Genomic DNA, 16,089 nt, shown 5'->3' on the forward strand with positions numbered 1-16,089 from the left:
TTCACCCGCTGCCCTGGACCGGCAATCCTATCGTTACGAAGTGGTTAAGGGAACCGGCGTTGCTCACGGAAGGGAGCATGACGGGATGGCGGCCCGCTCGAGGCGTCGGGGCGCCGGCCGCAAGCGTGGGGCGAGACAAAAAAAGAGCCGCGGCGAGGCGGCTCTGGAGAGTCACAGGGAGGCGTCAAACAGAGTGGGCAAGTGCCACTCGCGTCCAGAACGCTGGACACCTTCATTAGCATCCATAAAGGTTAACGCTCCCTTAATGCCGGGCGCGGTCAGTCGTCTTTTCGCGGAGCGCTGAAGACGGAATGGGCGGCGTCGCGACTCTTCCGCTTTGCCGCGACGGTCTGCTGCAACCGCTCGATCTCCCGGCGGAAGATCCCGATGCGATCCTCGAGTTCTTCGATCGAGAGCAAAGAGAGATCTTCTCCCACGAGGGGTCCCGATCGGCGGACCGGGCTCTCATCGTCGAATATGCCCATCGTTTCCTCCTGCTTTTCCGGGAGTTTAGCCGCACGACGGGAGATTGTCAGGGGATCGCGCCGTGCTAAGCCCGAGGCCGGGCGGAGGCAGGAACCCAGGATGCGTGTAAGGTCGGGCGCAGGTCGGGTGTCGAGCATCGACGCGTGTCGAGCGACCCGGCTCCACGTGCGGAGTTCTCCATGACCGCAAGCGGGCTTGCGGGGCGGCTGACCCAGGCGGGGCACGAACTGGATCAGCGGGTCTATTTCGAGGACACCGACTTTTCGGGCCTCGTCTATCACGCCCGCTATCTCCACTTCATGGAGCGCGGACGCTCCGATTATCTCCGGCTGCTCGGAATCCATCACGCCGCGCTGGCGGAGAGCGGGCAGGCCTTCGCGGTGCGGCGGATGGAGATCGATTTCCTGAAGCCGGCCCGGATCGACGATGTCCTTACCATCCGTACGATCCCGCGCGGCTGCGGCGGCGCAAGGCTGTGGCTCGACCAGGAGGTCCGCTGCCGCGGAGAAAGCCTGGTGACGGCAGCGCTCATGCTCGCGCTGCTCGGGCCGTCGGGCCGGCCGATGCGGATGCCGCCGGCGCTGCGGGACCGCTTCTCGAGCCCGGCCCATGGCTTGGAAGTCTAGAGTGGCACCTTTTGCGTGATCGTGGCGACGGCCGGGGCAGGTTCGTCGCGCCGGATCTCCGCGACGGCAGTCGAAACGACCGCCAGTGTGGCGGCGATCAGCGTCGCAGCGGTCACACGGTCGATTCCAGTCATCGTTCGGCTCATGTCTTCCGCGTCTACAGGGCAGTCAAACGCAGCGAGGAATCAACGGGTTCCGGGGGGATGCTGAGAAATGCACATGGGCTGGCTAACCATCCGTTAACTATGACGTGCTCAAGTAGCGCCAGGGCACGGACCCGGTGTCGGGCTCTCGGTCCGAGGCACAGGAGCCGCGCTTTCGACACATTCGATGGCGAAAAGCCGGAACACCGAATTCGGGCGATCCCTACATGAATCCTGACGTCGTTCAGACCGCTCTGGCCGCGCCGGCGGGCAGCTTCTCCCTGCTCTCGCTGTTCTGGCAGGCGCACATCGTCGTGAAGCTCGTGATGATCGGGCTGATCGTCGCCTCGATCTGGTGCTGGGCGATCATCATCGACAAGACGCTGCTCTATTCGCGGTTCTCGCGGCAGCTCGACAAGTTCGAGAACGTCTTCTGGTCCGGGCAATCGCTCGAGCAGCTCTACCAGCAGGTCTCCGCCCGCGAGGCGCACGGCATGGCCGCCTTGTTCGTGGCGGCGATGCGGGAATGGAAGCGCACCTACGAATCCGGCGCGCGCACGCTGCACGGCCTCGGAGCGCGCGTCGACAGGGTGATGGACGTGACGCTTGCGCGCGAGGTCGACCGGCTGGAGCGGCGGCTCCTGGTGCTGGCGACCGTCGGCTCGGCTGCGCCCTTCATCGGCCTGTTCGGCACCGTCTGGGGCATCATGAGCGCCTTCCAGGCGATTGCCGCCTCCAAGAACACCAACCTCGCCGTGGTTGCGCCCGGCATCGCCGAGGCGCTCTTCGCGACCGCCCTCGGTCTGCTCGCCGCCATTCCGGCCGTGATGTTCTACAACAAGTTCGCCTCGCAGGTCGGCCGCCTCACGACCCGGATGGAGGGCTTCTCCGACGAGTTCGCGGCGATCCTGTCGCGCCAGATCGACGAGCGGAGTGCGGCCTGATGGGCGCCGGGATCGTCGCGCCGTCCGGAGGAGGCGGCGGCCGGCGCCGCGTACGCCGCCGGCACAACCCCGTTGCCGAGATCAACGTGACGCCGATGGTCGACGTCATGCTGGTCCTTCTCATCATCTTCATGGTCGCCGCGCCGCTGCTGACGGTCGGGGTGCCCATCGATCTCCCGGAGACCCAGGCGAGGCCGCTCGAAGGGCAGACCGAGCCGATCACGGTCTCGGTCGGCGCCGACGGCAAGGTGTTCCTGCAGGAGAACGAGGTCACGCCGGAGGAACTGGTGGCCACGCTCCAGGCGATCGCGAGCAACGGCGCCGACGAGCGGATCTACGTCCGCGGCGACAGGACCGCCGACTACGGCATGATCATGCGCGTCATGGGCCGCCTGAATGCCGCCGGCTACAAGCGGATCGGCCTCGTCACGCTCGAGGAGACGGGCGGCTGAGCCATGCGCGTCGGGCTCGGGGTTTCCATAGCCGGTCATCTGGCGATCCTTGCGGCGGGCCTGGCGGCGATCCCCGAGACGCGACCCTTCACGGTCGATGCGATCGAGGCGATGCCGGTCGAGCTCGTCGACATCGCCGAGGCCACGGACCTCAGGCAGGGTGACAGGAAGGCGGAGATCGCGCCCGCCGAGACGCCGCAGCCGAAGGCGACGGTGAAGGCGGAGCAGCCGACGCCGAAGGCGGCCGAGCGGCCTGCCGAAAAGCCGGTCGAGGCCGCCCGGGAGCCGGCCCCCAAGCCTCCGGAGCCCACGCCGCAGGTCGCCGAGAAGCCGCCCGAGCCGCCGCGCGAGCCTGCGCCGAAGCCGGTGCGCGACGTGATCGCAGAGGCGAAGCCGGAACCGACGCCGGAGCCGAAACAGGTGGCGGCGCTCCCGAAGCCCGTCGATACGCCGGCGCCTGCGGAAGCGGCGCCCGAGGCCCAGCCTGCCGAGGTGCAGGCGCCGAGCCCGCCGCGGCAGAGGCCGCAGCCGCCGAAGCAGGTGGCGCAGCCGAAAGCCGAGCCCGTTGCGCCGAAGACGCCGGAGAAGCCGAAGCAGGTCGCGGAGGCGAGGCCGGAGAAGCCGAAGTTCGACACCAACGACATCGCCGCTCTCCTCAACAAGCAGCAGCCGGCCGGCGGCGGCGATCCGAATCCCGGTGCAGAGCCGCAGACGCTCGGCTCGATCGACGGCCGCGCCGACGCCGCCATGACGCAGAGCGAGATCGAAGCGCTCAAGGGCATGCTCTATCGCTGCTGGAACCCGCCCCGCGGCGTGCGCGAGGCGGGGGCGCTCGCCGTCACCGTCTCGATCAGCCTGCAGCCGGACGGCAGCCTCGCCACCATGCCGCGGATCGTGGGCGGCGTGTTCGACAGCCTTTCGCAGATCGCCGCCGAAAGCGCGGTGCGCGCGGTGCAGGTCTGCGCGCCCTACAACATCCTTCCCCCAGCGAAGTACGAGTCGTGGCGGGAGATCGAGTTCACCTTCGATCCCCGCGAAATGCTCGGCGGTTAATCAGGAGTCGGTATTACATGGCGTCTGCTGTGCGATTGGCAGCATGTCTGCGTTCTCTCTTGGCGCTCGCCGCCCTTGCGGTCTTCGCCGCCGCTGCGCCGGCCGCGGCGCAGCTCCGCGTCGACATCACGCGCGGAAACATCCAGCCGCTTCCGATCGCCATTCCGCCCTTCGTCGGCGCGAGCGGCGCGGCCGACCAGCTCAGCCAGAACGTCTCCGGGGTGGTGACGGCCGACCTCAAGCGGTCCGGGCTGTTCGCCCCGCTCGACCCGGCCGGCTTCGTGGACAAGGTGGTGCCGCCGAGCGCGACGCCGAATTTCGTGAACTGGCGGCCGCTCAACGCGCAGGCGCTCGTGTCCGGCTCCGTCACCACCATGCCCGACGGACGGCTCATGGCGGAGTACCGCCTCTGGGACATCTTCTCGGGCCAGCAGCTGACCGGACAGCAGTTCTTCGCCAATCCCGCCAATTGGAGGCGGATCGCGCACATCATCGCGGATTCGATCTACGAGCGCCTGACCGGCGAGAAGGGCTATTTCGACACCCGCATCGCGTTCGTCGACGAAACCGGCCCCAAGTCGCAGCGCGTGAAGCGGCTCGCCATCATGGACCAGGACGGCGCGAACGTCCGCTATCTCACGGATGGACGCGACCTGGTGCTGACGCCGCGCTTCTCGCCGTCACGGCAGGAGATCACCTACGCATCGCTCAGCGGCCAGCAATGGCACGTCTATCTGCTGAACATCGAATCCGGCCAGCGCGAGCTCATCGGCAACTTCCCGAACATGGCGTTCAGCCCGCGCTTCTCGCCGGACGGGCAGCAGATCGTGTTCTCGCTGCAGCAGGGCGGCAACGCCAACATCTACAGAATGGACCTCAGGACGCGCCAGCTCACGCGCCTGACCGAATCCCCGTCGATAGACACGGCCCCGTCCTTCTCGCCGGACGGATCCCGGATCGTGTTCGAATCCGACCGGGGCGGGCAGCAGCAGCTCTACATCATGGGAGCGGCCGGCGGCGGCGCGCAGCGGATCAGCTTCGGCTCCGGCCGTTACGGCACGCCGGTCTGGTCGCCCCGCGGCGACGTGATTGCCTTCACCAAGCAGGAGGGGGGGCAGTTCAAGATCGGCGTCATGCGGCCGGACGGTTCGGGGGAGCGCGTCCTGACGGAGGGCTATCACAACGAGGGCCCGACCTGGGCGCCGAACGGGCGCGTCCTGATGTTCTTCCGGGACGAAGGTGCCGGCCCGCAGATCTGGTCGGTCGACCTCACCGGCTACAATGAGCAGCGCGTGCCGACGCCGAGCTTCGCTTCCGATCCGGCGTGGTCTCCGCTGCTGAACTGAACGGGGTGGGTCCCTCGGAAAGCGAAGGGCGCCGGGATGATCCGGCGCCCTGCGGCTTCAGCGTCTGGCCCCGCGGCCAGGCTCAGAGATCTTCGCTCTTCAGTGACTTGAGCTTCGCGAAGACCGAATCGGGATCGATGTTCGGCTCCCTGCGCAGCCGGTCCTCGTCCATGTCCATCAGGCTCTCGCCCTTCCGGCCCTGAGTCTCCTCCGCCGGCAACAGGCGCGCGCCTTCCGCCTCCGCCGGGAGCGGCTGGGCGCGGGCGGCCTTGCGGACCTCCATGTCGAGTTCGAGCTGCGAGCAGAGGCCGAGCGTGACGGGATCGGTCGGGGTCAGCTGGCTGGAATTCCAGTGCGTCCGGTCGCGGATGGACTGGATCGTGGGCTTCGTCGTGCCGACGAGGCGCATGATCTGGGCGTCCTTCAGTTCCGGATGGTTGCGGACCAGCCAGAGGATGGCGTTCGGCCGGTCCTGCCTTTTCGAGACCGGCGTATAGCGTGGGCCGCGACGCTTGGTCTCCGGGACCCGCACCTTCGATTCCTGCAGCTTCATCCGGTAGTCCGGATCGCGCTCGGCCTTGGCGATCTCCTCGCGCGTGAGCTGGCCGGTCAGGACCGGGTCCATGCCCTTGATGCCCTGCGCGGCGTCGCCGTCGGCGATCGCCTTCACCTCGAGCGGATGCAGCCGGCAGAACGCCGCGATCTGGTCGAAGCTGAGCGACGTGTTGTCGACGAGCCAGACGGCAGTCGCCTTCGGCATGAGCGGCATGGTCGTCATGTAAAGTCCTCCTGAGCGCTTCCCCGCGGGCGGAGAAGCAGAAGTCACGTCCAGTCTGACGGGAATTTGGCTTGTTATAGGCTCGCCCAGGTCGCCGCGCAAGGAATCGGGCCACTCTGTCCGGGATACGTCACGCCGATGTGCGAAGATCGACGCAAAGCCTGCGGGCGGACGCAGCGCCTCGCCTCACGCTTCGTCGCCCGCCGCGAAGAGGCCGATCTGGACGTTACCCGGCCGCTCCGGCGCTGCGAGGCCGAGATGGGCGAACGCCTTCTGCGTCAGCAACCGCCCGCGCGGCGTCCGCTGCACGAATCCTTGCTGGATGAGGTACGGCTCGACGATGTCCTCGATCGCATCGCGCGGCTCGGATAAGGCGGCGGAGATCGTCTCGATCCCGACCGGCCCGCCGCCGAAATGGCCGGCGATTAGCCCGAGATAGCGCCGGTCGAGAGAATCGAGGCCCTGCCGGTCCACCTCGAGCGCCATCAGAGCCTTGTCCGCGATGGCGCTCGTGATCTCCCTTGCGCCGTCCACGGCGGCAAAATCGCGGACACGCCGGAGCAGCCTGCTCGCGATGCGCGGCGTGCCGCGCGCACGCCGCGCGATCTCGGCGGCGCCCTCGTCGGTGATCGGCGCGCCGAGGATTCGCGCGCCGCGGTGCACGATCAGTTCGAGTTCCGCATGATTGTAGAACTCGAGCCGCACCGGAATGCCGAACCGGTCGCGGAGCGGCGTGGTCAGGAGGCCGAGCCGGGTGGTCGCACCGACGAGCGTGAAGCGGGCGAGATCGATGCGGACCGAGCGCGCCGCCGGCCCTTCGCCGATGATGAGGTCGAGCTGGAAGTCCTCCATCGCCGGATAGAGGATTTCCTCGACGGCCGGGCTGAGGCGGTGGATCTCGTCGATGAAGAGCACGTCGCGCTCTTCGAGATTGGTCAGCAGGGCGGCGAGATCCCCGGCCTTCGCAATGACCGGGCCGGAGGTTGCGCGGAAATTGACCCCCAGCTCGCGCGAGACGATCTGGGCGAGGGTGGTCTTGCCGAGGCCCGGCGGGCCGACGAAGAGGACGTGATCGAGCGCCTCGCGCCGCGCGCGGGCAGCCTCGATGAAGATCTGGAGGTTGGCGCGGGCGCGCGCCTGTCCGACGAAGTCGGCGAGCCGCTGCGGCCGCAGGCTCTGGTCCTGGTCCTCGCCGCGCTCCGCCGGCGTCACGAGCCGCTTGGCGCTCATCGTGCGAGCTCGCGCAGGCCGAGCCGGATGAGCTGCGCCGCGTCGGCGTCGTCGCCGGCAGAGCGCATCGCAGCGGCGACAGCGGCCGCGGCCTGCGCCTGCTGATAGCCGAGGTTCACGAGCGCCGAGACGGCATCGCTTGCGGGCACGGGGGCGACCGCATCGCCGATCTCCGCCTGCAGCCGCGCGACCGCGGCATCGGCCGGGCCGAGCGCCGGGGCGCGGTCCTTCAGCTCAGCGCAGATGCGCGCCGCCACCTTGGGCCCCACGCCCGGCGCGCGCGCGATCGTTGCCTTGTCCTGGAGAGCGATCGCGGAGGCGAGATCGGACGCCTTCAGCGTGCCAAGTATGGCGAGCGCGACCTTGCTGCCGACGCCCTGGACGGTGAGGAGGAGCCGGTACCATTCGCGCTCGGCGTCGGACAGGAAGCCGACGAGGCGGATCTGCTCCTCGCGGAACTGGGTCTCTATGAAAAGGGTGGCCGCCGTTCCGGCCCCCGGCAACGCCTGCAGCGTGCTCGACGAGCAGTGCACGCGATAGCCGACGCCGTGGACGTCCACGATGACCCAATCCGGGCCGAGGGAGTCGACCGTTCCCTTCAGCTTGCCGATCATGGATGCGTATCCGGCGCGATGATCCCCACCTCCGGAAAATAGGCACGGTATCGCCGCGGGTCCCGCGTCAGGATGACGTGACCTCTTACGGCGGCGTGGGCCCCTATTAGAAAATCGGGAAGGGTTCGCTCACGGAGCCCGCCCTGGTTCCGGTAGCGGCGATGTGCCTGCCCCGCCAGGAACGCCGCCTGCCAAGGAATGTTCTCCCGGGTCAGCCTCATGAAGGCGGCCGCGTCGTAGGCCTGCTCATCCTGAAAGCTCATCGACGTCTCGGCCAGTACGATGGGATTGATCACCACTGCGCCGCGATCCGCGGCTTCCTGCAGTTGGTCCGCAGACCATCTGCCCCATGCAGAAGTACCGTCGATCACGTCGAGGAGGACGTTCGAATCAGCGAGGGTCGACATCGTCGAACGGCCCGCGCGTGATTCCTACGATGTCATCGGCCGACAGCCCGGATCTGGGATACCGCTGGCCGGCTTCGCGCAGCAGCCGCACGAGTTCCTCGCCCCTCGTCTCGTTCACCGGTCCCTTCTCGACCTTCACGAGGCGCACGCCGCTCTCATCGACCGCGAAGTCGACCTCGGATCCGGGTCCGATACCAAGCCGGTCACGCACATGCTTCGGGATCGTCACCTGGCTCTTCTCGGTGAGGCGCATCGTAATACCTCCAGTGTATTACACCGTCGCACGGAGGTGAGAACAAGTCAAGAACATGCGGCTATGCGTCGGGTGCGCTCCGCCGCCGTGCGGTGATGCGCGTGACAGATCGCTATCGCCAATGCGTCGGCGGCATCGTCCGTATCGTACTGCGCCTTCGGCAGGAGGACGGACACCATCATTCGGATCTGCGCCTTGGCGCCGTGGCCCGCGCCGACCACGGTCTTCTTGACCATGTTCGGGGCGTATTCGGCGACTGCGAGCCCCGCGCGCGCCGGCACCAGCATGGCGATGCCGCGCGCCTGCCCGAGCTTGAGCGTCGCGCCGGCATCGCGGTTCACGAACGTCGCTTCCACAGCGGCCTCGTGCGGGGCGAACTCGGAAACGATCCGCTCGAGGCCGTCGTGGAGCTGGCGCAGCCGCTCGGCGAGCGCCGCGTCGCCGTCGCTGAGCACGGTGCCCGCGCCGACGAAACTCAGCCGCGATCCGGCGATGTCCACGACGCCCCAGCCGGTGCGCCTGAGGCCCGGGTCGATGCCGATGATCCGAATCACGTCCATGCGCCACGATAGGCGAGGCGGGCAGGGCGGGCGACCCCGCCGGCCGCCTCAGCCGTCCTGGACGGGCACCGTGTAGTTGAGCGGCAGGCGACCGCCATCGGCGTAGATTGTCTGCCCCGTGATGTAGCTCGCATCGTTGGAGGCGAGGAACGCCGCAACGCCGGCGATCTCGGCGGGATCGCCGATCCGGCCGAGCGGCGTCCGCGACAGGATCCGGCGGCGAGCCTCGCGGTCGTCCATGACCGCGCCGAGCATGTCCGTCATGATGGAGCCCGGGCCGATGGCGTTCACCCGGATGCCGTGCGGCGCGAGCGCGAGCGCCATGACCTTGGTGAGCTGGGCGACGCCGCCTTTCGAGACGGAGTAGGGCACCTGGTTGGCGATCGCGAAGACCGCGTTCACCGAGCTCATGTTGATGATGCAGCCCGGTTCGCCGCCATCCTCGATCTGGCGCACCATCCGCTTCGCCACGGCCTGGCCCGTCAGGAAGGCACCTTTCAGGTTGACGCGGAGCACCCGGTCGAAATCGTCTTCCGACAGATCCAGGAAGTCGGCACCGTGCAGGATGCCGGCATTGTTGACGAGCACGTCGATCGTGCCGAACGCATCGATCGTCGCGGCGACGAGATTGCGGACGCTCAGGCGGTCGCCGACGTCGCAGCTCACGAAGCGGACGGCGCCCGATTCGCCGAGCTGCTGGACAGCCTCCGAGCCGGCATCCTCGTCGATATCGGCGATCACGACGCGCGCACCGTCGCTCAGGAACCGGCGGGCGATCGCAAGCCCGATGCCGCGGCCACCGCCGGTGACGATCGCGACCTTGTTCTCGAGCGTCATCCGAATCCCCCTGTCGCTTGGCGCGGCAAAGTGCCGGGGCGGGTCCGAGAGGTCAATGCGCCGACGGACCGTCCTGCGGCTCCGAACGATCTTCAGTGGTGTGCGGCGATCGCCTCGCGGATCTCGTCGAGGACGGCCGGGTCGTCGATCGTCGCGGGCATGCGGTATTCCTCGCCGTCGGCGATCTGGCGCATCGTGCCGCGCAGGATCTTGCCCGAGCGCGTCTTGGGCAGCCGGTGGACGACGAGGACCGTCTTGAATGCCGCGACCGGGCCGATCTCCTCGCGGATCCGTGCCACGCATTCCTTCTCGATGTCGGCCGCGCTGCGCACCCGCCCCGATTTCAGCACGACGAAGCCGCACGGGATCTGACCCTTGAGCGTGTCGGCGACGCCGATGACGGCGCACTCGGCCACGTCCGGATGCGCGGCGAGCACTTCCTCCATCGCGCCCGTCGAAAGCCTGTGGCCGGCGACGTTGATGATGTCGTCCGTGCGCGCCATGATGAACAGGTAGCCGTCCGCGTCCCGGTAACCCGCGTCCGCCGTCTTGTAGTAGCCTGGGAACTCCGCGAGATAGCTGTCGAAGAAGCGGCCGTCGGCGTTCCAGAGCGTCGGCAGGCAGCCAGGCGGCAGGGGCAGCTTCACGACGATGTTGCCGAGCGTTCCCGGGGGCACCGCATCCCCGGCATCGCTCAGGATCTGCACGTCGTAGCCCGGCATGGCGACCGTGGGCGAGCCGTACTTCACCGGAAGGACCCCCAGCCCGACCGGGTTGCCGGCGATCGCCCACGCCGTCTCCGTCTGCCACCAGTGATCGATGACCGGCACGCCGAGATGGCGCTCGGCCCACTGGATCGTGTCGGGATCGGCGCGCTCGCCGGCGAGGAACAGGGTCCGGAACCGGGAAAGATCGTATTGCCCGATCAGCCTGGCTTCGGAGTCCTCCTTCTTGATGGCGCGGAACGCCGTCGGCGCCGTGAAGAGCGCGACGACGCGGTGTTCCGCGATCACCCGCCAGAACGCGCCGGCGTCCGGCGTCCCGACCGGCTTGCCTTCGTAGAGGACGGTGGTGCAGCCGTGGAGGAGGGGGGCGTAGACGATGTAGGAATGGCCGACCACCCAGCCGACGTCGGAGGCCGCCCAGAATACCTCGCCCGGGTCCATGCCGTAATGGGCCGACATCGTCCATTTCAGCGCGACCATGTGGCCGCCATTGTCGCGGACCACACCCTTCGGCTGCCCGGTCGTGCCGGACGTGTAGAGGATGTAGAGGGGATCGGTCGCCTGCACCGGCACGCAGGGCACGGCCCGGCCGCGCGCGGCGGCGACCGCCTCACCGTAATCGATGTCGCGGCCGGGCTGCAGCTCGCAGCCATGCTGCGGCCGCTGGACGATGATGCAGCGTTCCGGCTTGTGGCTCGCCCGCTCGATGGCGCCGTCGAGGAGCGGCTTGTAGGCGACGATCCGCCCTGGCTCGATGCCGCAGGAGGCGGAGATCATGAGCTTCGGCCGGCAGTCGTCGACGCGGGTGGCGAGCTCGTGCGCGGCGAAGCCGCCGAACACCACCGAGTGGATCGCGCCGAGGCGGGCGCAGGCGAGCATGGCATAGGCCGCCTCCGGCACCATCGGCATGTAGATGATGACGCGGTCGCCCTTGCCGATGCCGTTGTCGGCGAGAACGGCGGCCAGCGCACTGACCTCCTGCAGCAGCTCGCCGTAGGTGATCGTCCGGGCGCTGCCCGTGACCGGGCTGTCGTAGATGATCGCCGCCGCGTCCGGCCGGCGCGCGGCATGGCGGTCGACGCAGTTGAAGCAGGTGTTGCACTCGGCGCCCGCGAACCAGCGGCCGTAGACGCCCTGGTCCGGATCGAACACCTTGTCCCACGGCCTGAACCAGTCGATTTCCTCGGCCGCTTTGGCCCAGAAACCCTCGGGATCGTTCCGCCAGGCGGCGTAAACCTCGGGATATCGGCTCGTCATCGTCGTCCCTCCCAGCCCGGAGGCGAGCTAATCCGCGGGCTGCCACCGAGTCTATCCGCCATTGGGCGCACGGCAATGTCGTTTCGCAGGCCCGCGTCGGCGCCGATCCGAACATTCGGTTTGCCCGGCCATGCCGCCCGGCCTATATCTCGTCGGCGCGGCTGCGCGGCTCGTCAGGAGACGAATCCCCGGGGCCTTATCGATCCTGAAGGGAGCTGTCCCCGTCCTGGCCCGTGGGCCTGGACAAACGGCGCCCACCTACGTTGTAGGTTTCCCGGGATCGAGTACTCCAACGGCCGAGGCGGCCGCGCACACTTCCTGGCCGGGCCGAAGGTCGGTGACGAGGTTCCATGCAGAGCGCCGCCGCGGCGGAGAAGAACGAGATCCGCCGCCGCGCATTGGCTGCTCGCGCCGCGATCGGCAAGGATGAGCATCAGGCGGCGTCCTGGCACGCGGTCGACAGGCTCCGCCCGCTCGTGAAGGCTGGCGACGTCGTCGCACTCTTCTGGCCGATGCGCGGCGAGATCGATCCGCTCGGCCTGATCGCTACGGTCCGCGCCCGTCACGGCGAGATTGCGATGCCGGACATCACCGGCGGGACGATGGTGTTCAGGCGCTTCGACGGCGTGACGGTGGTTCCGGGCCCGCACGGCACGCGCAACCCTCCGGCCAGCGAGCCGGTATGCGAGCCGGCGCTGATCGTCGCCCCGCTCGCCGCCTTCGACAGGGCCGGCGGGCGCATCGGTTATGGCGGCGGGCATTACGACCGCGCCGTGCAACGGCTTCGCGGCCGCGGGCATCCGGTACGGGTGGTCGGCATGGCATTTGCCTGCCAGGAAGTGGACAGGATTCCGGTCGAGGATCACGACGCCACGCTCGATGCGATCGTCACGGAGAAGGAACTGATCAGGGTGAAGGACGGCTTGTGAGGGTGTTGTTCCTGGGAGACGTCGTCGGGCGGTCCGGCCGGACTGCGGTGCGGATCCTGCTGCCCGGCCTGATCGAACGCCACGGCTTCGACTTCGTGGTCGTGAACGCGGAGAATTCCGCCGGCGGGTTCGGCATCACGGAAGAGATCTTCCAGTCGCTGATCGATTGCGGGGCCGATTGCATCACGACGGGCAACCACGTCTGGGACCAGCGCGAGGCGCTCGTCTTCGCCGACCGCCACGAGCGTTTCCTTCGCCCGATCAACTATCCCGTCGGCACGCCGGGTCGCGGCTCCAACCTGTACATCGCCCGCAACGGGGCGCGCGTGCTCGTCATCAACGTGATGGGCTCGCTCTTCATGACGGCGCTCGAGGATCCGTTCGCCGCGGTCACCCGGGAGGTGTCCGCCTGCGTGCTCGGCCATGGCTGCGATGCCGTGATCGTCGACATGCATGCTGAGGCGAGCAGCGAGAAGCAGACGATGGGCCAGTATCTCGACGGCAAGGCCTCGATCGTGGTCGGCACGCACACCCACGTCCCGACCGCCGACCAGCGCATCCTCAGGAACGGCACCGCCTTCATGACCGACATCGGCATGTGCGGCGACTACGATTCCATCATCGGCATGGAGAAGGACGAGCCGATCCGCCGCGCCACCACGAAGATACCGCAGGCGCGTCTTGCGCCCGCGCTCGGGCCGGCGACGCTGTCCGGCCTGGCGGTCGAGATCGACGACGACACCGGGCTCGCCCGGAAGGTGGCGGCCGTCAGGATCGGACCCCATCTGGAACCCTCGGAACCGGATTTCGGAGCGAAGCCATGACGACGCTCGCGGCGCGATGCTTCTGCGGGGCGGTTCGCATCACCGCCACGGCCGAGCCTTTCCAGGTTTCCTGGTGCCATTGCCGCGACTGCCGCCGCCAGACCGGCGCCCCGGCCGTGGTGTGGGCCGGCTTCCGGGTGGACGAGCTGACGATTGCGGGGGAAACGCGCCGCCGTCGCTCGTCCGAGCACGTCACCCGCGCCTTCTGCCCCGAATGCGGCACGCCGCTCAGCTACGAGGACGAGCGGCTCCAGGGGGAGATGTACCTTCACGCCGGGCTTTTCGACGAGGCCGACCGGCTCGTTCCCGACCGGCACGGCTACATCACGAGCAAGCTGTTCTGGCTGCACCTCGAGGACGGGCTGGCGAAGTTCGAATCCTCGACCCGCACCCGCCCGGGCGACTGAGGCTCAAGGCTTCGGTACCAGGATCCGCGTGATCAGGCCGTCGCGCCGGACGAACTGGTGCCAGAGCGCCCCCGCCACGTGCAGCGCGATCAGGGCGATCAGCAGCGGCTTGCCGAGCTCGTGCACCTCGCCGAGGGCCGGCAGCCAATAATACGCAACGGCGCCGGTCGCGGCCACCGCGATCATGACGGCATAGAGCGCCACATGCGTGAAATGCGCGAGGCGCGCGAGCATCGGGCTGCCGAGATCCGGCGGCGCGGCCCGGCGGGACCGGAGAAGGAGCCTAAGCAGCGCGGCGGCGAGCACGGCGAAGCCGATCCAGATGTGCAGGTTGCCCCACAGCACGGCCTCGCCCGACGGCGTCTGGCCGCGTCGCTCGGCCCGGAATAGCTCGCCCATGCTCTCGCCGAAGATGAGCTGGAAGGCTACGAGCGCTACGACGATCCAGTGCAGTGCGATCTGGAGCGTCGAGTACCCTTCGTGCGGTTTGTCGTTCATGGCGCGGATCCCTCGTCTTGTCCGCTGAGGACCTCGGACGGATCGAGGTATCGCGCGGCGGACCGGAGCCGACGATGATCTGGATCAACTCTGCAGCCCGCGCCCCGGATCGCCGCAGGACGGTGCCGCGGCCCGCCGGGTCCGCGGCCTGCTGGACGCCGCAATCACGCGCGCCTATAAGCGCCCGATCCCGCGACCAATGACCGGATAGCGAAGGGGCTGGCCATGGCCGGACATTCTCAATTCAAGAACATCATGCATCGGAAGGGCAAGCAGGACGCCATCAGGTCCAAGCTCTTCTCGAAGCTCGCCCGCGAGATCACCGTCGCGGCCAAGGAGGGCGGCCCGAGCGCCGACGGCAATCCGCGGCTGCGCCTGGCGATCCAGAACGCGCGCTCGGAGGGCATGCCGAAGGACAATATCGAGCGCGCCATCAACAAGGCGTCCGGCGGCGAGGTCGAGGACTATTCCGAGATCCGGTACGAAGGCTACGGGCCCGGCGGCGTCGCCGTCATCGTCGAAGCCCTGACCGACAACCGGAACCGGACCGCCGGAGCCGTTCGCTCGTATTTCACGAAGAACGGCGGTGCGCTTGGCGAGACGGGATCGGTCGCCTTCATGTTCGATCGCGTCGGCGAGATCGTCTATTCCGCGAGCGCCGGCAGTGCCGACGCCGTCCTGGAGGCGGCGATCGAGGCGGGCGCCGAGGACGTGGCGAGCGACGAGAACGGTCACGTCGTCACGACCGCGTTTGAGGATCTCGGCACGGTCTCCAAGGCGCTCGAGGAGGCGCTCGGCCCCGCCGAATCGGTACGCTCGGTCTGGAAGCCGCAGACGCTCACGCCGATCGACGGCGAGAAGGCCGCAACGCTCATGAAGCTGCTGGCGACGCTGGACGACGACGACGACGTGCAGAACGTCTACGCCAATTACGACATCGACCAGGCCACGATCGAGGAACTGAGCGCCGCCTGAGACCGGCAGGTGGTGCCGCGGTTTGGCCCCATTTGAAGCCCACGCGGTTCGGGCGGTGCGAATCGTCCGCGATCCTCGCGGCGGACGGGTCGGCTAGCGCGTTGACGACTGCTTAACCATCTCAGGGTTAAGCATTTCCAAATCTTGATTGTAAGGAGTGTGCGGCAATGGGCGTTGGCTTGTCCGTGCGGAGAAGCGTGGTCGCGGTCGCGTTGGCGGCAGCGGTACTCGGGGCGGGTTGCGCCAATCAGCAGAAGCTCCTCGGCCAGGACATGGCGGGGGGTGCCGGCATGGGCGGCCCGGGCGTCGCCCGGCCCGGCAGCGCGCAGGACTTCCAGGTGAATGTCGGCGACCGGGTCTTCTTCGAGACGGATTCCTCGTCGCTGAACGGGCAGGCGCAGGCGGTGCTGGCGCGGCAGGCGCAATGGCTCAACCAGTATCGGCAGTATTCCTTCGTGATCGAAGGTCATGCCGACGAGCGCGGCACCCGCGAGTACAACCTGGCGCTCGGCGCGCGCCGCGCCGAAGCGGCACGCGACTTCCTCGCCGCGAACGGCGTCGATCCCCGCCGCATGCGGACCATCTCGTACGGCAAGGAGCGGCCCGTGGCGGTCTGCAGCGACCAGTCGTGCTGGTCGCAGAACCGGCGCGCCGTCACCGTCCTCACGGGACCGGGCGCCTGATCTTCGACAGAAAGGGGCCGGCGTGACCGGCCTCTTCGCCGACGGTCGTAGTTTGGCCGAAT

General features: G+C 68.3%; 21 protein-coding genes and 1 other RNA gene. 11 read left to right on the plus strand and 11 right to left on the minus strand.

All coding sequences use genetic code 11. The features are described from left to right. Positions 1-278: 278 nt before the first annotated feature. Positions 279-485 (minus strand): DUF1192 domain-containing protein, encoded by a 207-nt coding sequence (locus ACUN0C_RS17230; RefSeq protein WP_445467635.1) that lies wholly within the window; start codon positions 483-485, stop codon positions 279-281. A gap of 180 nt (positions 486-665) precedes the next feature. Here ACUN0C_RS17230 and ACUN0C_RS17235 point away from each other — a divergent pair, with 180 nt between their 5' ends. After that, a complete protein-coding gene (locus ACUN0C_RS17235) occupies positions 666-1,112 on the plus strand; it encodes a YbgC/FadM family acyl-CoA thioesterase (protein WP_445467636.1) in 447 nt (148 codons plus the stop codon). On the opposite strand, the gene ACUN0C_RS17240 is transcribed toward ACUN0C_RS17235, so the two are convergent. Next, on the minus strand, positions 1,109-1,246 hold the full coding sequence (locus tag ACUN0C_RS17240; protein ID WP_445467637.1) for a hypothetical protein: 138 nt from the start codon (positions 1,244-1,246) through the stop codon (positions 1,109-1,111). The two genes, ACUN0C_RS17235 and ACUN0C_RS17240, sit on opposite strands and share 4 nt — an antisense overlap. Positions 1,247-1,482: 236 nt before the next feature. Here ACUN0C_RS17240 and tolQ point away from each other — a divergent pair, with 236 nt between their 5' ends. The 4 genes from tolQ to tolB are packed head-to-tail and all read left to right on the plus strand — an operon-like array spanning position 1,483 to position 5,050. After that, positions 1,483-2,199, plus strand: a complete 717-nt coding sequence (tolQ, locus tag ACUN0C_RS17245; RefSeq protein ID WP_445467638.1) for a protein TolQ — start codon at positions 1,483-1,485, stop codon at positions 2,197-2,199. Next, positions 2,199-2,651, plus strand: a complete 453-nt coding sequence (gene tolR / locus ACUN0C_RS17250; protein WP_445467639.1) for a protein TolR — start codon at positions 2,199-2,201, stop codon at positions 2,649-2,651. Before tolQ ends, tolR begins: the two co-directional genes overlap by 1 nt. A 3-nt stretch (positions 2,652-2,654) precedes the next feature. Then, entirely contained in the window at positions 2,655-3,704 is a 1,050-nt protein-coding gene (locus ACUN0C_RS17255) for a cell envelope biogenesis protein TolA (RefSeq protein WP_445467640.1), read from the plus strand. A 17-nt stretch (positions 3,705-3,721) separates the two neighbouring features. Beyond that, complete coding sequence (gene tolB / locus ACUN0C_RS17260) at positions 3,722-5,050, plus strand: Tol-Pal system beta propeller repeat protein TolB (protein ID WP_445467641.1); 1,329 nt, start codon at positions 3,722-3,724, stop codon at positions 5,048-5,050. Positions 5,051-5,132: 82 nt separating this feature from the next. Here tolB and ACUN0C_RS17265 read toward each other — a convergent pair whose 3' ends face one another. From ACUN0C_RS17265 to ACUN0C_RS17300, 8 genes are all read right to left on the minus strand, one after another. After that, on the minus strand, positions 5,133-5,828 hold the full coding sequence (locus tag ACUN0C_RS17265) for a DUF1013 domain-containing protein (RefSeq protein WP_445467642.1): 696 nt from the start codon (positions 5,826-5,828) through the stop codon (positions 5,133-5,135). 186 nt (positions 5,829-6,014) lie between these two features. Then, positions 6,015-7,058: a Holliday junction branch migration DNA helicase RuvB gene (gene ruvB, locus ACUN0C_RS17270; RefSeq protein WP_445467643.1), complete on the minus strand. Its 1,044-nt coding sequence runs from the start codon at positions 7,056-7,058 to the stop codon at positions 6,015-6,017. Continuing rightward, positions 7,055-7,672, minus strand: coding sequence for a Holliday junction branch migration protein RuvA (gene ruvA, locus ACUN0C_RS17275; protein WP_445467644.1), 618 nt, complete (start codon positions 7,670-7,672; stop codon positions 7,055-7,057). Before ruvA ends, ruvB begins: the two co-directional genes overlap by 4 nt. After that, positions 7,669-8,079 (minus strand): type II toxin-antitoxin system VapC family toxin, encoded by a 411-nt coding sequence (locus tag ACUN0C_RS17280; protein WP_445467645.1) that lies wholly within the window; start codon positions 8,077-8,079, stop codon positions 7,669-7,671. The genes ruvA and ACUN0C_RS17280 overlap by 4 nt, the downstream gene beginning before the upstream one ends. Next, complete coding sequence (locus ACUN0C_RS17285) at positions 8,063-8,332, minus strand: AbrB/MazE/SpoVT family DNA-binding domain-containing protein (RefSeq protein WP_445467646.1); 270 nt, start codon at positions 8,330-8,332, stop codon at positions 8,063-8,065. Before ACUN0C_RS17285 ends, ACUN0C_RS17280 begins: the two co-directional genes overlap by 17 nt. A 47-nt stretch (positions 8,333-8,379) precedes the next feature. Beyond that, the gene (gene ruvC, locus ACUN0C_RS17290; protein ID WP_445467647.1) at positions 8,380-8,892 is read right to left on the minus strand and encodes a crossover junction endodeoxyribonuclease RuvC; all 513 of its coding nucleotides are present in this window, start codon (positions 8,890-8,892) and stop codon (positions 8,380-8,382) included. Positions 8,893-8,940: 48 nt separating this feature from the next. Next, positions 8,941-9,729 (minus strand): SDR family NAD(P)-dependent oxidoreductase, encoded by a 789-nt coding sequence (locus ACUN0C_RS17295; RefSeq protein WP_445467648.1) that lies wholly within the window; start codon positions 9,727-9,729, stop codon positions 8,941-8,943. Positions 9,730-9,821: 92 nt separating this feature from the next. Further along, positions 9,822-11,711 carry a propionyl-CoA synthetase gene (locus tag ACUN0C_RS17300; protein ID WP_445467649.1) on the minus strand — a complete coding sequence of 630 codons (1,890 nt, stop codon included), beginning with the start codon at positions 11,709-11,711 and terminating at the stop codon, positions 9,822-9,824. Between the two features lie 155 nt (positions 11,712-11,866). On the opposite strand from ACUN0C_RS17300, the gene ssrS reads away from it, so the two are divergent. From ssrS to ACUN0C_RS17320, 4 genes are all read left to right on the plus strand, one after another. After that, positions 11,867-12,023, plus strand: a non-coding RNA gene (ssrS, locus tag ACUN0C_RS17305) — 6S RNA. A gap of 38 nt (positions 12,024-12,061) precedes the next feature. After that, complete coding sequence (locus tag ACUN0C_RS17310; protein WP_445467650.1) at positions 12,062-12,640, plus strand: 5-formyltetrahydrofolate cyclo-ligase; 579 nt, start codon at positions 12,062-12,064, stop codon at positions 12,638-12,640. Next, on the plus strand, positions 12,637-13,464 hold the full coding sequence (locus tag ACUN0C_RS17315; RefSeq protein WP_445467651.1) for a TIGR00282 family metallophosphoesterase: 828 nt from the start codon (positions 12,637-12,639) through the stop codon (positions 13,462-13,464). Before ACUN0C_RS17310 ends, ACUN0C_RS17315 begins: the two co-directional genes overlap by 4 nt. Continuing rightward, on the plus strand, positions 13,461-13,871 hold the full coding sequence (locus ACUN0C_RS17320; protein ID WP_445467652.1) for a GFA family protein: 411 nt from the start codon (positions 13,461-13,463) through the stop codon (positions 13,869-13,871). Before ACUN0C_RS17315 ends, ACUN0C_RS17320 begins: the two co-directional genes overlap by 4 nt. 3 nt (positions 13,872-13,874) lie before the next feature. Here the strand turns inward: ACUN0C_RS17320 and ACUN0C_RS17325 are convergent, their stop codons facing one another. Beyond that, positions 13,875-14,369 carry a cytochrome b gene (locus ACUN0C_RS17325; protein ID WP_445467653.1) on the minus strand — a complete coding sequence of 165 codons (495 nt, stop codon included), beginning with the start codon at positions 14,367-14,369 and terminating at the stop codon, positions 13,875-13,877. 225 nt (positions 14,370-14,594) lie between these two features. Between ACUN0C_RS17325 and ACUN0C_RS17330 the strand changes: the two genes are divergently transcribed. Both ACUN0C_RS17330 and pal read left to right on the plus strand, forming a co-directional pair. Beyond that, positions 14,595-15,344: a YebC/PmpR family DNA-binding transcriptional regulator gene (locus ACUN0C_RS17330; RefSeq protein ID WP_445467654.1), complete on the plus strand. Its 750-nt coding sequence runs from the start codon at positions 14,595-14,597 to the stop codon at positions 15,342-15,344. A 167-nt stretch (positions 15,345-15,511) separates the two neighbouring features. Then, positions 15,512-16,027: a peptidoglycan-associated lipoprotein Pal gene (gene pal, locus ACUN0C_RS17335; RefSeq protein WP_445467655.1), complete on the plus strand. Its 516-nt coding sequence runs from the start codon at positions 15,512-15,514 to the stop codon at positions 16,025-16,027. Positions 16,028-16,089: the final 62 nt, after the last annotated feature.

This window comes from Faunimonas sp. B44 (genome assembly GCF_052655945.1).

Bases quoted from the DNA above. Each gene is read 5' to 3' on its own strand.
- ACUN0C_RS17230 (WP_445467635.1), bottom strand. From the start codon at position 485: ATGGGCATATTCGACGATGAGAGCCCGGTCCGCCGATCGGGACCCCTC.
- ACUN0C_RS17235 (WP_445467636.1), top strand. From the start codon at position 666: ATGACCGCAAGCGGGCTTGCGGGGCGGCTGACCCAGGCGGGGCACGAA.
- ACUN0C_RS17240 (WP_445467637.1), bottom strand. From the start codon at position 1,246: ATGACTGGAATCGACCGTGTGACCGCTGCGACGCTGATCGCCGCCACA.
- tolQ (WP_445467638.1), top strand. From the start codon at position 1,483: ATGAATCCTGACGTCGTTCAGACCGCTCTGGCCGCGCCGGCGGGCAGC.
- tolR (WP_445467639.1), top strand. From the start codon at position 2,199: ATGGGCGCCGGGATCGTCGCGCCGTCCGGAGGAGGCGGCGGCCGGCGC.
- ACUN0C_RS17255 (WP_445467640.1), top strand. From the start codon at position 2,655: ATGCGCGTCGGGCTCGGGGTTTCCATAGCCGGTCATCTGGCGATCCTT.
- tolB (WP_445467641.1), top strand. From the start codon at position 3,722: ATGGCGTCTGCTGTGCGATTGGCAGCATGTCTGCGTTCTCTCTTGGCG.
- ACUN0C_RS17265 (WP_445467642.1), bottom strand. From the start codon at position 5,828: ATGACGACCATGCCGCTCATGCCGAAGGCGACTGCCGTCTGGCTCGTC.
- ruvB (WP_445467643.1), bottom strand. From the start codon at position 7,058: ATGAGCGCCAAGCGGCTCGTGACGCCGGCGGAGCGCGGCGAGGACCAG.
- ruvA (WP_445467644.1), bottom strand. From the start codon at position 7,672: ATGATCGGCAAGCTGAAGGGAACGGTCGACTCCCTCGGCCCGGATTGG.
- ACUN0C_RS17280 (WP_445467645.1), bottom strand. From the start codon at position 8,079: ATGTCGACCCTCGCTGATTCGAACGTCCTCCTCGACGTGATCGACGGT.
- ACUN0C_RS17285 (WP_445467646.1), bottom strand. From the start codon at position 8,332: ATGCGCCTCACCGAGAAGAGCCAGGTGACGATCCCGAAGCATGTGCGT.
- ruvC (WP_445467647.1), bottom strand. From the start codon at position 8,892: ATGGACGTGATTCGGATCATCGGCATCGACCCGGGCCTCAGGCGCACC.
- ACUN0C_RS17295 (WP_445467648.1), bottom strand. From the start codon at position 9,729: ATGACGCTCGAGAACAAGGTCGCGATCGTCACCGGCGGTGGCCGCGGC.
- ACUN0C_RS17300 (WP_445467649.1), bottom strand. From the start codon at position 11,711: ATGACGAGCCGATATCCCGAGGTTTACGCCGCCTGGCGGAACGATCCC.
- ACUN0C_RS17310 (WP_445467650.1), top strand. From the start codon at position 12,062: ATGCAGAGCGCCGCCGCGGCGGAGAAGAACGAGATCCGCCGCCGCGCA.
- ACUN0C_RS17320 (WP_445467652.1), top strand. From the start codon at position 13,461: ATGACGACGCTCGCGGCGCGATGCTTCTGCGGGGCGGTTCGCATCACC.
- ACUN0C_RS17325 (WP_445467653.1), bottom strand. From the start codon at position 14,369: ATGAACGACAAACCGCACGAAGGGTACTCGACGCTCCAGATCGCACTG.
- ACUN0C_RS17330 (WP_445467654.1), top strand. From the start codon at position 14,595: ATGGCCGGACATTCTCAATTCAAGAACATCATGCATCGGAAGGGCAAG.
- pal (WP_445467655.1), top strand. From the start codon at position 15,512: ATGGGCGTTGGCTTGTCCGTGCGGAGAAGCGTGGTCGCGGTCGCGTTG.